Origin of the sequence: Vogesella sp. XCS3, from assembly GCF_020616155.1 — a bacterium.
Taxonomy (GTDB): domain Bacteria; phylum Pseudomonadota; class Gammaproteobacteria; order Burkholderiales; family Chromobacteriaceae; genus Vogesella.
The window spans coordinates 461,671-475,523 of record NZ_CP085530.1; the positions used below are offsets into that span (position 1 = coordinate 461,671).

At 64.5% G+C, this 13,853-nt stretch carries 14 protein-coding genes; 10 read left to right on the top strand and 4 right to left on the bottom strand.

Features of this window, described 5'->3' with window-relative positions; genetic code table 11:
• The first annotated feature begins 79 nt into the window (after positions 1 to 79).
• Positions 80 to 718 carry a YitT family protein gene (locus LCH97_RS02030; protein ID WP_227303139.1) on the top strand — a complete coding sequence of 213 codons (639 nt, stop codon included), beginning with the start codon at positions 80 to 82 and terminating at the stop codon, positions 716 to 718.
• 68 nt (positions 719 to 786) lie between these two features.
• Here LCH97_RS02030 and dbpA read toward each other — a convergent pair whose 3' ends face one another.
• Together dbpA and LCH97_RS02040 are read right to left on the bottom strand one after the other, a co-directional pair.
• Positions 787 to 2,169, bottom strand: coding sequence for an ATP-dependent RNA helicase DbpA (dbpA, locus tag LCH97_RS02035; protein ID WP_227303140.1), 1,383 nt, complete (start codon positions 2,167 to 2,169; stop codon positions 787 to 789).
• 111 nt (positions 2,170 to 2,280) lie between these two features.
• A complete protein-coding gene (locus LCH97_RS02040) occupies positions 2,281 to 3,390 on the bottom strand; it encodes a sorbosone dehydrogenase family protein (protein ID WP_227303141.1) in 1,110 nt (369 codons plus the stop codon).
• A 167-nt stretch (positions 3,391 to 3,557) separates the two neighbouring features.
• Here LCH97_RS02040 and LCH97_RS02045 point away from each other — a divergent pair, with 167 nt between their 5' ends.
• From LCH97_RS02045 to LCH97_RS02055, 3 genes are read left to right on the top strand one after another with little or no spacing between them, the layout of a single operon-like run.
• A complete protein-coding gene (locus LCH97_RS02045) occupies positions 3,558 to 4,799 on the top strand; it encodes a SpoIIE family protein phosphatase (protein WP_227303142.1) in 1,242 nt (413 codons plus the stop codon).
• Complete coding sequence (locus LCH97_RS02050; protein ID WP_017509206.1) at positions 4,796 to 5,356, top strand: SiaB family protein kinase; 561 nt, start codon at positions 4,796 to 4,798, stop codon at positions 5,354 to 5,356. Before LCH97_RS02045 ends, LCH97_RS02050 begins: the two co-directional genes overlap by 4 nt.
• Position 5,357: 1 nt before the next feature.
• Positions 5,358 to 5,741 (top strand): DUF1987 domain-containing protein, encoded by a 384-nt coding sequence (locus LCH97_RS02055; protein WP_227303143.1) that lies wholly within the window; start codon positions 5,358 to 5,360, stop codon positions 5,739 to 5,741.
• 133 nt (positions 5,742 to 5,874) lie between these two features.
• Here LCH97_RS02055 and LCH97_RS02060 read toward each other — a convergent pair whose 3' ends face one another.
• Entirely contained in the window at positions 5,875 to 6,459 is a 585-nt protein-coding gene (locus LCH97_RS02060) for a DNA-3-methyladenine glycosylase I (protein WP_227303144.1), read from the bottom strand.
• Complete coding sequence (locus tag LCH97_RS02065; RefSeq protein WP_227303145.1) at positions 6,452 to 6,730, bottom strand: TfoX/Sxy family protein; 279 nt, start codon at positions 6,728 to 6,730, stop codon at positions 6,452 to 6,454. Before LCH97_RS02065 ends, LCH97_RS02060 begins: the two co-directional genes overlap by 8 nt.
• Before the next feature lie 78 nt (positions 6,731 to 6,808).
• Here LCH97_RS02065 and LCH97_RS02070 point away from each other — a divergent pair, with 78 nt between their 5' ends.
• From LCH97_RS02070 to nirD, 6 genes are all read left to right on the top strand, one after another.
• On the top strand, positions 6,809 to 7,387 hold the full coding sequence (locus LCH97_RS02070; RefSeq protein WP_227303146.1) for an ANTAR domain-containing response regulator: 579 nt from the start codon (positions 6,809 to 6,811) through the stop codon (positions 7,385 to 7,387).
• A 245-nt stretch (positions 7,388 to 7,632) separates the two neighbouring features.
• Complete coding sequence (locus tag LCH97_RS02075; protein WP_227303147.1) at positions 7,633 to 8,895, top strand: CmpA/NrtA family ABC transporter substrate-binding protein; 1,263 nt, start codon at positions 7,633 to 7,635, stop codon at positions 8,893 to 8,895.
• A gap of 11 nt (positions 8,896 to 8,906) precedes the next feature.
• Positions 8,907 to 9,785 carry a nitrate ABC transporter permease gene (gene ntrB / locus LCH97_RS02080; protein WP_227303148.1) on the top strand — a complete coding sequence of 293 codons (879 nt, stop codon included), beginning with the start codon at positions 8,907 to 8,909 and terminating at the stop codon, positions 9,783 to 9,785.
• Between the two features lies 1 nt (position 9,786).
• Positions 9,787 to 10,578 carry an ABC transporter ATP-binding protein gene (locus tag LCH97_RS02085; protein ID WP_227303149.1) on the top strand — a complete coding sequence of 264 codons (792 nt, stop codon included), beginning with the start codon at positions 9,787 to 9,789 and terminating at the stop codon, positions 10,576 to 10,578.
• Positions 10,579 to 10,930: 352 nt separating this feature from the next.
• Positions 10,931 to 13,363 carry a nitrite reductase large subunit NirB gene (gene nirB, locus LCH97_RS02090; RefSeq protein ID WP_227303150.1) on the top strand — a complete coding sequence of 811 codons (2,433 nt, stop codon included), beginning with the start codon at positions 10,931 to 10,933 and terminating at the stop codon, positions 13,361 to 13,363.
• A 154-nt stretch (positions 13,364 to 13,517) separates the two neighbouring features.
• Entirely contained in the window at positions 13,518 to 13,832 is a 315-nt protein-coding gene (nirD, locus tag LCH97_RS02095; protein ID WP_227303151.1) for a nitrite reductase small subunit NirD, read from the top strand.
• The last annotated feature ends 21 nt before the right edge of the window (positions 13,833 to 13,853 follow it).

Genomic DNA, 13,853 nt, shown 5'->3' on the forward strand with positions numbered 1-13,853 from the left:
GTCTTGATGCTGATTAATTGTGATTGTTGGCAGTATTGGTAAAATAACGAAATTGTTGCATTGCAATAGAGAACCCAAGATGACCGCTACTGCTACCACCCTGCCGCCTGCCACCACAGACGATGCGCTGGGCCATACCTGGCTGGAAGACGCGCTCGCCATTCTGGTGGGCACGCTGCTGATTTCATTCGGCGTGGCCATGTTCAAAAGCGCCGGCCTGCTCACCGGCAGTACCGCCGGGCTGGCTTTTCTGGTGCACTACCAGACGGGTGTGCCGTTTGGTGTGGCCTTTTCGCTGATCAACCTGCCGTTCTACTGGCTGGCAGTAAAACGCATGGGCTGGCTGTTTACGCTAAAGACCTTCGTGGCGGTGAGCCTGCTGTCGCTGTTTACCGGCCTGCACGGCCAGTTTGCCCACTTTGGCGGCTTGAATCCGTTTTACAGCGGCCTCATCGGTGGGCTGATGATGGGGATGGGCTTTATCGCGCTGTTCCGCCACAAGGCCAGCCTGGGCGGGGTGAACATTCTGGCGCTGTACGTGCAGGACCGTTACGGCATTCGCGCCGGCAAGCTGCAGCTGGGGGTGGATATGGTCATTCTGCTGGCGTCGCTGCTTCTGGTGAGCGTACCGGCGCTGCTGGGCTCCATTCTGGGCGCTGCCGCGCTGAATATGGTGATTGCCATGAATCACCGCCCAGACCGTTATATCGGCACCTGAGTCGTGCGTACTCCATAAAAAAACCGGCCATTGGCCGGTTTTTTTATGCCACGTCTTAACAGACTGGCTTATTCCACAAAGCGCATCTTGTAGCTCTTGGCCTTGATCTTGCCAGCGCTCAGGCGCTCGAAAGCCTGCTGCGCAATGTGGCGATCCAGCGCCACGAAGGTGTTGAACTCGAACACCGTGATCTTGCCTACCTGCTTGCCGTCTACACCGCCTTCGCCGGTTAGCGCGCCCAGAATGTCGCCCGGGCGCAGCTTCTCGCGTTTGCCACCGGCGATTTCCAGCATCACCATCGGTGGCTGAAGCGGGCCGCCGGGAGCCGGTTTCAGGTCGGCCAGCTCTTCCCAGGCCAGGTCGGCTTTCTGGTATTCCTCGATGCTGGCGGCACGGCGTGCGTCGCTAGGGCTGACCAGCGTCAGCGCCAGGCCGTGCTTGTCGCCGCGGCCGGTACGGCCGATACGGTGGATGTGCACTTCCGGGTCGTGCGCCACGTCCACGTTGATCACCAGATCCAGGTCCTTGATGTCCAGGCCGCGGGCGGCCACGTCGGTAGCCACCAGGGTGGTGATGGTCTTGCCGGCAAAGCGCGCCAGGATCTGGTCGCGGTCGCGCTGTTCCAGCTCGCCGTACAGGGCTTCGGCGCTAAAGCCTGCCTGCTGCAGCTCGGCTACCAGCTCTTTACAGCGCTGCTTGGTGTTGCAGAACGCCAGGGCGGAGGTTGGCCGCACGCTGTGCAGCACGCGGGCGACGATGTCCAGGCGCTGGTCCGGGTCGATCTCGTACCACCATTGTTCGATCTGGCCGGCGTCGTGCAGCGCTTCCACTTTTACCATGTGCGGCTGCTTCATGAACTGCTCGGCCAGCTTGCGGATGTTGTCCGGGTAGGTGGCGCTGAACATCAGTGTCTGGCGGTTGCGCGGGCAGGCGCGCACGATGCCGACGATTTCTTCGATAAAGCCCATATCCACCATGCGGTCGGCTTCATCCAGCACTAGCGTTTTCACGCCGGCCAGCTCCAGCGTGCCACGCGACAGGTGGTCTTGCAGGCGGCCCGGGGTACCCACCACGATGTGGGCGCCGTGTTCCAGCGAGGCGCGTTGCGGCGCCATTGGCGTGCCGCCGCACAGGGTAATCACCTTGATATTGTCGATGCAGCGCGCCAGGCGGCGGATTTCCTGCGCTACCTGGTCGGCCAGCTCGCGCGTGGGGCACAGCACCAGTGCCTGGATGGCAAACCAGCGCGGGTTGATATTGGTGAGCAGGCCCAGGCCAAATGCTGCTGTCTTGCCGCTGCCGGTTTTGGCCTGGGCGATGACGTCGCGGCCGTCCAGTACGGCTGGCAGGCTTTCTGCCTGAATGGCGGTCATGCTGGTGTAGCCCAGGCTATCGAGGTTGGAAAGCAGGTTTTGCGGCAGTTGCAGGGTGCTGAATTTGGCTTTGTTCACAATGACTTGGCGTTGGTTGATATGGCAAGGCGCGGAGTGTAGCAGCTGGCGGCGCTGCGGCCAACCTTGGGCGCGGTTTTAACACGCTGCCGGGGCTGGCCCAGTGCGGTATCAGCGGGTGCCCAGGCGCAGCAGCTGGCCGTTGCGGTCGTCGGCAAACCACAGTGCACCGTCGGCGGCCTGGGCGATTTCCACCGTGCCGGCCGGCCCGCCTTTACCGCGCCATGGCCCCAGTAGCGTGTGCGGTTTGCCCTGCGGCAGCCCGCGGCTATCGGTGGCGTAGGCCACAATGCGCTGGCCATGCTGGCGGTAGCCGTGCAGGCCCACCACCAGTTGGCCGCGCCAGGCCGCCGGTGCCTGTGGCCCCAGCCACCAGGCCAGGCCCAGCGGCGCGCTGTGCGCCGGCAGCAGCATGGCGGGGGCGCGGGTCGTGCGGCAGGCGTAGCGGGGGAATTCCGGCGCGTTGCGCTGTGCGTCGTAGCAATACGGCCAGCCGTAGTGGCCACCGGCTTGCAACAGGTTCAGCTCGTCGTGTGGCAAACCGTTGTCGTTGGGCAGGCCGGCGGCCAGATGCAGCGCGTCGCGGCTGTTTTCGGCTTGCAGTACGCTGCCGCCAGGGTGCACGGCGATAGCCATGCTGTTGCGCAGGCCTCGCGCCAGCACGCCCAGGTTTTGCAGGCGGCCGTCGGCCAGCACGCGGTAGCGGCGCACGCTGCCGGCCGGGTTGCCGCCTTCGGCCTCGCTGCACTGCGCCTGGCCGCGCTGCGTTTCGCAGTTGTCCGAGCTGCTGCCGATGTTCACGTACAAGGTGTCACCCGCCAGCGTGAAGCTGGTCAGCGGGTGGCGCTGGCGCAAGGGCAGGTTGGCGACGGTTTGCCGCTGCGTGGGGGCCGCCAGCTTGAGCAGGCTGATGCGGCCAAGCTCGCCCAGCAGGATGTGGCCATCCGGTAGCACCGCCACGCTGTGCGGGCGGTCCAGCTGGCGCGCCAGTACCGTCTTCTGCCACGTTTTGCCGCTACGGGTGAAGCGCAGCAGGCGGCCGGCCGGCGCGTCCCAGCGCACCATTTCGGTCAGCAGCACGCTGCCGTCCGGCAGCAGGGCAATGCCGCGTGGCAGCGTCAGCCCGCTGGCTACCACGCCCGCGCACAGGCCGGCGGCGGTCGGGGCGTCCAGTGCGGGCAGGCCGCCACAGTTGGCCGCAAGGGCAGCTTGCGTTGCCAATAGGGCTGCGCCTGATAGTAGCTTGCGTGTTTTTGTCATAAATTGTTTGATTTAATATAAAGCCTTCATTTGAAGGCTTTGTTTAACGATAGCGTCAAAGTTCTGTCACGGTTGCGTCATGCTGGCTACCTACACTGCGCGCATTCTTTCTAGCCGCAGGACACATCATGCAGCGCGACAATCTTGCCGTTACCCAGGTGGCCGGCCACTTGCTGGACAAGCCGCCGGTAGTGTCGGCGGACAGTACCAATTACCAGGTGCTGGAAGTGTTCACCAGCCACGAAGGCCTGGCCAACCTGCCGGTAGTGCGCGACAGCCAGCCGCTGGGCATCATCAACCGCAACCATTTCATGAGCATGCTGGCACGCCCGTTCCACCGCGAGATCTTTGGCCGCAAGCCGTGCACTGCCTTCATGGACACCAACCCGCTGGTGGTGGACTACCATCTGCCGCTGACCGAGCTGTCGTTCGAGGCGCTGCAGCGTGGTGGCAAGGTGTTGTCCGATGGTTTCATCATCACCGTGGATGGCGCCTACGCCGGCGTGGGGCAGGGCGTGTCGCTGATGCAGGCGCTGGCTGACCAGCAGGCCGAGAAGCACCGCCAGATGATGGACAGCATCCATTATGCCTCGGTAATTCAGCAGTCGTTCCTGCAAAGCTCGCGCCGCGACATGGCAGCCTGTCTGCAGGACTACTTCATGGTGTGGGAGCCGCGCGACGTGGTGGGTGGCGACTACTACTATTTTGTGAAGCGCGACGACGGCTTTTTCGTGGCAGTGATCGACTGCACCGGCCACGGCGTGCCGGGCGCGTTCATGACGCTGATCATGGCCTCGGCGCTGAAGCAGGTGCTGGGCAGCCACGACCTGCACGACCCGGCCGCGCTGCTGGGGGCGATCAACCGCCAGGTGAAGGAATCGCTGGGCCAGCTGGCCGACCACGAGCGCCACCCCGAGCTGCACGTGGAAGTGCGCAGCGACGACGGCATGGACTGCGCCTTCTGCTGGTACGACTACGCCAGCCACACGCTGACCTTTGCCGGTGCCAAAACCCCCATTTTCGTGCTGCCTCCCAAGGGCGACGAGGTCGAGGTGGTGGATGGCAACAAGAAAGGCGTGGGCTATGTATCTACCCCGCTGGACTACCAGTGGGACAACCGCCAGCTCAAGCTCAAGCCCGGCAGCCGCCTGTACATCAGCACCGACGGCATCATCGACCAGATCGGCGGTGCCAAGCGCATCTGCTTTGGCAAGAAGCGCTTCAAGGAACAGATTCTCAAACACGCCCACCTGCCGATGGCACAGCAGCAGCAAGCGTTGCTGGACGCCTTTCACCACTGGCAGGGCGAAAACAGCCGCCGCGACGACGTCAGCCTGTTTGGCGTACACATCAAGGAGCCACGCGCATGAGCCTGGACCACTTTTACCGTTTTCAAGACCTGGCGCGCCAGCAGAGCGTGGTTTTCTACTACACCGGCTACTTCTCGCAGGCCATTGTCAGCGCCATGGGCGACGCGCTGCGCCAGCGCCTGAACCAGACCGACGCCAGCAATATGCAGCGCCGCAAATTGTTCTCGGTGTTTATCGAGATGGCGCAGAACGTGGTGCATTACTCGGCCGAGCACCTGTCCGCCAGCGACAGTACCGACCAGGAAATCCGCCGCGGTGCGCTGTGGGTAGGCGAGCAGAACGGCCACTTCTACGTGGTCTGTGCCAACCCGGTAGCGCGCGAGCAGGTTGGCCGCATCCGCGACAAGCTGATGCCGCTGCTGGGGATGAGTAACGACGACATCAAACAGCTGTACAAGCAAAAACTGCGCAGCGACAACGACGCCGAAAGCAAGGGCGCCGGCCTGGGTTTCCTGACCGTGGCGCGCGATGCCACCGAGCCGGTGGAATTCGACTTTATCGACGAAGACGGCCCGCTTAGCCCCATCACCATGTTCTATCTGAAAGCTTCCATCTGATATGCAAAACCTTCATATCCCTGCTACCACCTACAGCCCGCAAGTAGACTTTGATTTTGCCCGCCACCAGCTGAGCCTGCGCGGCGAGAGCTACCCGGAAAACGCCAGCGTGTTCTTTGCCCCCATCATGGCAGCGCTGGACGCCTACCTGGCGCCGCTGGACCACGTGCGCATTAGCGTGGACGTGCAGTTGGCCTACTTCAACAGCGCCAGCACCAAGGCCATTCTGGCCGTGTTCGAGCGCCTGAACGCCGCTGCCGTAGCGGGTAACTACGTGACCGTTAACTGGCACAGCGACCCGGACGACGACACCATCATGGAGTTTGGCCAGGAGATTGCCGAGGATAACCCCGCACTGGACGTACACCTGCTGGAACTGGCCTGAGTCGTCGATACGGGCAGTGCCGCGCCCGGTTTGGCCGCCGGTTTTGACTTGGCGCTAGCCTGCCCGGCCGGTGTAGCCCGCTGCGAGCACCCGTGTCATGGCTGTTGCTGCCATGACTGGTGCCCGCTGTGCTTTATTGGCCTGGTTTGGCGCTATTGGCCGGGTGCTCGGGGCAGGTGAGCAGGTGGTCGTTCACCACGCCGGTAGCCTGCAGAAAGGCGTAGATCACGGTGCTGCCGACAAAATTCATGCCGGCTTTCTTCAGCGCCTTGCTGATGCTGTCCGATAGCGGCGTGCTGGCCGGTGCCTCTGCCAGTGTTGCCCAGTGGTTTTGCACCGGCTGGCCACCCACCTGCGCCCACAGCCAGTCGGCAAAGCTGCCGTGCTCGCGCTGCATGGCCAGAAACACCCGAGCGTTGCGGATGGCGCTGTTCACTTTCAGCCGGTTGCGCACAATGCCCGGGTCCTGCAGCAGGCGTTCCACGTCGGCCTCGGTCATCGCCGCCACCTTTACCGGGTCGAAGTCATGAAACACGCGGCGGTAGTGCTCGCGTTTGCGCAGGATGGTGATCCACGACAGCCCGGCCTGTGCGCCTTCCAGTATAAGCATTTCAAATAGCTTCTGGTCGTCGTGTACCGGTTTGCCCCACTCGTGGTCGTGGTAGGCCATGTATAGCGGGTCGTCGCCGCACCAGCTGCAGCGTGTCAGTTCAGTCATGCATTTTCTCCAGGTCTTCCAGTGCCAGTAGCAGTGCCAGGCGGTCATCGCGCGCCACCTGCTGCCAGTGGCGGCCGCTCAGCGCGCCTTCCAGCGCCCATAGCAGGTTCAGGCTAGCGCGTTGCCCGCTGCGCTTCACTTGCGCGTAGGCGGCCACCGCGCCCAACTGACGCAAGTTGGCCGCATCGGGTATGCCAGCCGCCCGCAGCATGCGCCATGAGGCAGGGCCAAGGTTGACGGTGTTGTCCATATTGCCAGTGTAACGCGGCACTGCTGCCAGCGTGCTGTCAGCGGCATGGCACAAACCTTGCTGCGTTCATGGCTAATTCACCCCAAAGACAGGTCTCCCATGTTAAGCGTCATGCTGGTCAACGATGGCTCCGGCAAGGCCGCCGCGCTGAAAGAAGCGCTGGCGGCTGCAGGCGTGCGCGTGGTGGCCGAGGTGGCGGCCAACCTGCAGCTGGCTGACATGCTGGCCGCAGCCCGGCCCGACGTGGTGCTGATCGACAGCGACGCGCCGTCGCGCGACATGCTGGAGCAGGTGTGCGTGATGGGTGCCCGCCACGGCCAGCCGGTGGTGATGTTTACCGACGACAACCGCCGTGACACCATCCGCGCCGCGCTGTCGGCCGGCGTGGCCGCCTACGTGGTGGGTAGCGTGGAAGCGGCGCGCATCCAGCCCTTGCTGGAGGTGGCCATCGAGCGCCACCAGCTGGAGCAAGCGCGGCGCAGCGAGCTGGCCAGCGCGCAGCAGCAGCTGGCCGAGCGCAAGGTAATCGAAAAGGCCAAGGGCTTGCTGATGCAGATGAAAGGCCTGGACGAGCAGACCGCCTACAAGCAGCTGCGCGAACGCGCGATGCAGCAGCAAAAGCGCCTGGCCGACGTGGCGCAGGAAATCATCAGCCTGGCCGAATGGCTGCAAGGCTGAGCCGCGCTGGTGCGTGGCCGCGCTATTGCGGTGCACAAACTACGCCGGCAGGCAGCAAAACACGGTTTCAAGGCTGGCACGGCACTTGCTGACGTGACAGCAGGCGCAAGGTAGCGCCAACACATTCAACAGGAAGGTGCCAACGGCGGCGCAAGCCTGGGAGTACGGACAACGGCGTCCGTTGCCCTTTCTGACGAGAGGGCGACGGACGCTTTTCTTTTGTGGCTACCGCTTAGGAGCAAACGATGAAAACGCGTCAGCAACCCGATACCCAAACCCTGGCGGCCGCCCGCCGCGACTTTCTCAAGGGAGCCTTGTCACTGATGGCCTCTACCGCCTTGCCCGCCGGCTTTGCCCTGCAAGCACTGGCTGCCCCTGTGGGCAAACCGGAAAAAACCGAAGTCAAAGTGGGCTTCATCCCGCTGACCGACTGTGCTTCGGTGATCGTGGCCTCCAAGATGGGCTTCGACAAGAAATACGGCATCACTATCGTGCCGTCCAAGGAAGCCAGCTGGGCGGCAGTGCGCGACAAGCTGGTTAACGGCGAGCTCGACGCCTCGCACGCGCTGTACGGCATGATCTACGGCGTGCACCTGGGCGTGGGGGGCCCCAAGAAAGACATGGCGGTGCTGATGACGCTGAACCAGAACGGCCAGGGCATCACGCTTTCCAACCAGCTGAAAGAGAAGGGCGCCACCACCGGCCCGGCGCTGGCCAAGCTGATCAAGGCCGAGCCGCGCGAGTACACCTTTGCCCAGACCTTTCCCACCGGCACCCACGCCATGTGGCTGTATTACTGGCTGGCCGCGCACGGCGTGAACCCGCTGACCGACGTGAAAACCATCGTGGTGCCGCCGCCGCAAATGGTGGCCAATATGCGGGTGGACAATATGGACGGCTACTGCGTGGGCGAGCCGTGGAACGCCCGCGCCATCGCCGACGGTATCGGCTTCAGCGTGGCCACCACCCAGCAGATCTGGCCGGACCACCCGGAAAAGGTACTGGGCACCACCGGCGACTGGGTAAAACAGCACCCCAATACCGCCCGTGCGCTGGTGGCAGCGCTGCTGGAAGCTTCGCGCTACATCGACGACGTGAAAAACCGCGCCGCCGTGGCCAAGCTGATCGCCGACAAGGCCTACGTCAACGCGCCGGAGCCGGTGATCGAAGGCCGCTTCCTGGGCGCCTACGAAGACGGCCTGGGCAAGAAGTGGCAAGACCCCAAGCTGATGAAGTTCTTCGACGGCGGCAAGGTCAATTTCCCCTATCTGTCCGACGGCATGTGGTTCCTGACCCAGCACAAGCGCTGGGGCCTGCTGAAAACCGACCCCGACTACCTGGCGGTAGCCAAGCAGATCAACCAGATCGCCGTCTACAAGGACGCCGCCGCCATGGCCAAGGTACCGGTGCCGGCCAGTGACATGCGCAGCAGCAAGCTGATCGACGGCGTGGTGTGGGACGGCAAGAACCCGGCGGCCTACGCCGCCAGCTTCAAGATCAAGGCCTGAGGAGGTGTGACATGACTGTTGCCAAACCCGTTGCGGCCAACCTGGCATTGCCGCGCCGCCGCAAGCCGGTATCGCCGGTAGCCCGCCTGGCCGCTACCCCCGTGCTGGCGCCGCTGGTGCCCTTGCTGCGCGCCGTGGTACCGCCCTTGCTGGGCCTGCTGGCTTTTCTGTTGCTGTGGACGCTAGTGTCGCAACTGAGCAAGGGCAGCCTGCCCGGCCCGGTGAGCACCTGGGCCTCGGCACGCGAGCTGTTTGCCGACCCGTTCTACCAGAACGGCCCCAACGACCAGGGCATAGGCTGGAACATCCTGATGTCGCTGGGCCGTGTCGGCGCCGGTTTCGGCATGGCGGCGCTGGTGGGCATTCCGCTGGGCTTCATGATCGGCCGCTTCGATTTTCTGGCGCGCATGACGGCGCCGGTGATCAGCCTGCTGCGCCCGGTCAGCCCGCTGGCCTGGCTGCCGATCGGCCTGCTGGTGTTCAAGGCCGCCAGCCCGGCGTCGATCTGGGTGATCTTCATCTCCAGCATCTGGCCGATGATCCTCAATACTGCCGCCGGCGTGCGCGCCGTACCGCAGGACTACCTGAACGTGGCGCGCGTGCTGCGGCTGTCGGAATGGAAGGTGTTCAGCGTCATCCTGCTGCCGGCCACGCTACCGCACATGCTTACCGGCGTGCGGCTGGCGGTGGGCACGGCCTGGCTGGTGATCGTGGCCGCCGAGATGCTCACCGGCGGCGTGGGGCTGGGCTTCTGGGTGTGGGACGAATGGAACAACCTGAACGTGGAGCACATCCTGATCGCCATCTTCGTGGTGGGGCTTGTGGGCTTGTTGCTGGAACAGGCGCTGGTATGGCTGGCACGCAAAGCCAGTTTCGGGCAGGAGAACTGACATGGACCGCTTTGTCGAGCTGGAAAACATCCATAAGCACTTTGATACCAAAAAAGGCCGCTTCGTCGCGCTGCAGGACGTCAACCTCACCATCCGCCAGGGCGAGTTCGTGTCGCTGATCGGCCACTCCGGCTGCGGCAAGTCCACGGTGCTCAACATCATCGCCGGCTTGCTGGACCCGAGCGACGGCATTGCGCTGTGCAACGGCCGCGAAATCGACGGCCCCGGCCCCGAGCGTGCGGTGGTGTTCCAGAACCACAGCCTGCTGCCGTGGCTCACTTGCTACGGCAACATCCTGCTGGCGGTGGAGCGCGTGTTCGGTGCCAAGGAAAGCAAGGCGCAGTTGGCCGCACGCACCGATGAGGCGCTGGCGCTGGTGGGTCTGCAGCACGCCCGCGACAAGCACCCGCACGAGATCTCCGGCGGCATGAAGCAGCGGGTGGGCATTGCCCGGGCGCTGGCGATGGAACCCAAGGTACTACTGATGGACGAGCCGTTCGGCGCGCTGGACGCGCTGACCCGCGCCAACCTGCAGGACGAGATGGTGAAGATCGTCGACAAGACCGGCAGCACGGTGGTGATGGTGACGCACGACGTGGACGAGGCGGTGCTGCTGTCCGACCGCATCGTGATGATGACCAACGGCCCGGCCGCCACCGTGGGCGAGATCCTGCACGTAGACCTGCCACGCCCGCGCAACCGGCTGGCACTGGCCAGCGACCCGGCCTACCACGCCTGCCGCAGCGCGGTGTTGGACTTCCTGTACCAGAAGCACAAGCGGGAAGCGGCCTAGCCGGCAACTGTTTGTCCCGCCAAGCGCGTTGATACCGGGCCTTGCGCCCGGTTTTTTCATGGGCAGGTCTGGCTGCGCCGCCTCGGGGTAAGCAGGGCGGCATGCCGCAAACTGGTGCGGCGCTGCACCAGCGCTAGGCAGGGTTGGCCGCAAAAGCGGCTGAAATGCTACTGCCAGGCTGGCACGGCAGTTGCTGTAGCCATAATACGCAAAGGTCTCTTGCGCCAATGGCGGCGCAGGAGCGGGACAAGGAAGTCCGCTGCCGTGGGGGTGCCCACGGTAGCGGGCTTTTTTTTTTGGACTGTGCCACAGCAAAGCCGCGGTGGCGCAGCCGGCTGGAAAGGACGCAACAATGGACAAACCCAAACTGGTCATGGTGGGCAACGGCATGGCCGGCGTGCGCACGCTGGAAGAGCTGCTGCGGCTGGCGCCCGACGCCTACGACATCACAGTGTTCGGCGCCGAGCCGCACCCCAACTACAACCGCATCATGCTGTCGCCGGTGCTGACCGGCGAACAGACGCTGCCCGACATCGTGCTGAACGACCTGGACTGGTACGCCGGGCACGGCATCACGCTGCATCTGGGCCAGCCGGTGACGGCCATCGACCGCGCCCGCCGTGTGGTGCACGCCGCCGACGGCCACTGCGTGCCGTACGACCGGCTGCTGCTGGCTACCGGCTCCAGCCCGTTCATCCTGCCGCTGCCGGGCAAAGACCTGCCCGGTGTGGTGACCTTCCGCGATATTGCCGACGTGGAAACCATGATCGCCGCTGCGGCCAACCATCGCCACGCGGTGGTGATCGGCGGCGGCTTGCTAGGGCTGGAAGCCGCCAACGGCCTGCTGGCGCGCGGCATGCAGGTAACGGTAGTGCACCTGGGCGAATGGCTGCTGGAGCGGCAGCTGGACCGCACGGCGGCCAACTTGCTGCAACAAAGCCTGGAAGCCAAAGGCCTGCGCTTTCTGCTGCAAACGCAGACCGCCGCGCTGGTGGCCGGCGCCGACGGCCGCGTGGCCGAGGTGCAGTTCCGCGACGGCAGCAGCGTGCCGGCCGGGCTGGTGGTGATGGCGGTGGGCATCCGCCCCAACTACGCGCTAGCCGAGGCCAGCGGCCTGTACTGCGACCGTGGCGTGGTGGTGAACGACCACCTGCAAACTTTCGACCCGCGCATTTACGCCGTGGGTGAGTGCGTCAGCCACCGTGGCGTTAGCTACGGCCTGGTGGCGCCGCTGTTCGACATGGCCAAGGTGGCGGCCAACCATCTGGCGCGCTTCGGCATTGCCCGCTACGTGCCGGCGGCCACCAGCACCAAGCTGAAGGTCACCGGTATGGACGTGTTTTCGGCCGGCGATTTCATGGGCGGCGACGGCTGCGAGGACATCACGCTGTCCGACCCGGTGGGCGGCATCTACAAGCGGCTGGTGGTGAAGGACGACAAGCTGGTCGGCGCCTGCCTGTTCGGCGACACCGCCGACGGCGCCTGGTACTTCCGCCTGATCCGCGAGCAGCAGCCAGTACACGCCATCCGTGAACAACTGATGCTGGGCGAGGGCGCGGTGGGCGATACCGGTCACCAAGGCCAGAACCGCGCCGCCGGCCTGCCGGACGACGCCGAGGTGTGCGGCTGCAACGGCGTGTGCAAAGGCACCATCGTCAAGGCCATCCAGGAAAAAGGCCTGTTTACCGTGGACGATGTGAAGAAGCACACCAAGGCGGCCAGCTCCTGCGGCTCGTGTAGCGGGCTGGTGGAGCAGATCCTGATCAGCTGCGTCGGCGGCGCCGCCGACGTGAAGCCCAAGTCGGAAAAGCCGGTCTGTGGCTGCAGCGACATCACCCACGGCCAGCTGCGCCAGGCCATCCGCGAACAGCACCTGACCAGCCTGGCCGACACCTTCCGCGTACTGGGCTGGCGCAGCCCGGACGGCTGTGCCAGCTGCCGCCCGGCGGTGAACTACTACCTGATCTCCAGCTGGCCCGGCGAGGCGCGCGACGACCCGCAGGCGCGCTTCATCAACGAGCGCGTGCACGCCAACATCCAGAAGGACGGCACCTACTCGGTGGTGCCGCGCATGTGGGGCGGCGTCACCAACCCGGCCGAGCTGCGGCGCATTGCCGACGTGGCCGACAAGTACGCCATTCCGCTGGTGAAGGTGACCGGCGGCCAACGCATCGACCTGCTGGGCGTGAAGAAGGAAGACCTGCCGGCGGTGTGGCGCGAGCTGGACATGCCGTCCGGCCACGCCTACGGCAAGAGCCTGCGCACGGTGAAAACCTGCGTCGGCAGCGAGTTTTGCCGCTTTGGCACCCAGGATTCCACCCGGATGGGCATCGATCTGGAAAAAGACCTGTTCGGCATGTGGAGCCCGGCCAAGGTGAAGCTGGCGGTGTCCGGCTGCCCGCGCAACTGCGCCGAATCGGGCATCAAGGACGTGGGCATCATCGGCGTGGACTCCGGCTGGGAGCTGTACATCGGCGGCAACGGCGGCATCAAGACCGAGGTGGCCGAGTTCTTCTGCAAGGTGAAAACGCACGACGAGGTGATGCAGTACAGCGGCGCCTTCCTGCAGCTGTACCGCGAGGACGCGTTCTATCTGGAGCGCACCGTGCACTTTTTGCAGCGGGTGGGCATGGACTACATCAAGCAACGCGTGCTGGACGATGCGGCCAACCGCAGCGAGCTGTACGCGCGGCTGAAGTTTGCGCTGTCGTTCGAGCAGGACCCGTGGGCCGAACGCTACCAGGGCGGCGTGGCGCAGCACGAGTTTGCGCCGCTGACAGTGTGACAGTCTGATGTCGCCACGGAAGCACACTGACAGCACGGAAAGAAAGCAACACGTAAAGCAGCTGCATGCTGTGTATGGAGCGTTCATGTCGATTACATCGTGGAGCTTTCCGTGTCGTTCCGTGTGTTTCCGTGGCCAAAAAAGGAAACCAAACATGAACAACTGGAAAGCCGTCTGCCGCCTGGCAGACATCCCGCCGCAGGGCGCGCGGGTATTGCAACGGGCAGGGCAGGTCGACATCGCCGTGTTCCGCACTGTGGACGATCAGGCCTTTGCGCTCTTGGACCGCTGCCCGCACAAGGGCGGGCCGCTGTCGCAGGGCATCGTGTCCGGCCATCGCGTGGCCTGCCCGCTGCACAACTGGCACATCGATCTGGCCACTGGCCAGGCCTGCGCGCCGGACGAAGGCTGTAGCGGCCACATCCCGCTGAAGCTGGAAGACGGCACCGTCTACCTGGCGCTGGACTGAGCACGGCAAGGTTGGCCGCAA

What these genes read in the sequence shown, in the direction of transcription:
- LCH97_RS02030 (WP_227303139.1), top strand. Translation starts at nt 80, where the DNA reads ATGACCGCTACTGCTACCACCCTGCCGCCTGCCACCACAGACGATGCG.
- LCH97_RS02045 (WP_227303142.1), top strand. Translation starts at nt 3,558, where the DNA reads ATGCAGCGCGACAATCTTGCCGTTACCCAGGTGGCCGGCCACTTGCTG.
- LCH97_RS02050 (WP_017509206.1), top strand. Translation starts at nt 4,796, where the DNA reads ATGAGCCTGGACCACTTTTACCGTTTTCAAGACCTGGCGCGCCAGCAG.
- LCH97_RS02055 (WP_227303143.1), top strand. Translation starts at nt 5,358, where the DNA reads ATGCAAAACCTTCATATCCCTGCTACCACCTACAGCCCGCAAGTAGAC.
- LCH97_RS02060 (WP_227303144.1), bottom strand. Translation starts at nt 6,459, where the DNA reads ATGACTGAACTGACACGCTGCAGCTGGTGCGGCGACGACCCGCTATAC.
- LCH97_RS02070 (WP_227303146.1), top strand. Translation starts at nt 6,809, where the DNA reads ATGTTAAGCGTCATGCTGGTCAACGATGGCTCCGGCAAGGCCGCCGCG.
- LCH97_RS02075 (WP_227303147.1), top strand. Translation starts at nt 7,633, where the DNA reads ATGAAAACGCGTCAGCAACCCGATACCCAAACCCTGGCGGCCGCCCGC.
- ntrB (WP_227303148.1), top strand. Translation starts at nt 8,907, where the DNA reads ATGACTGTTGCCAAACCCGTTGCGGCCAACCTGGCATTGCCGCGCCGC.
- LCH97_RS02085 (WP_227303149.1), top strand. Translation starts at nt 9,787, where the DNA reads ATGGACCGCTTTGTCGAGCTGGAAAACATCCATAAGCACTTTGATACC.
- nirB (WP_227303150.1), top strand. Translation starts at nt 10,931, where the DNA reads ATGGACAAACCCAAACTGGTCATGGTGGGCAACGGCATGGCCGGCGTG.
- nirD (WP_227303151.1), top strand. Translation starts at nt 13,518, where the DNA reads ATGAACAACTGGAAAGCCGTCTGCCGCCTGGCAGACATCCCGCCGCAG.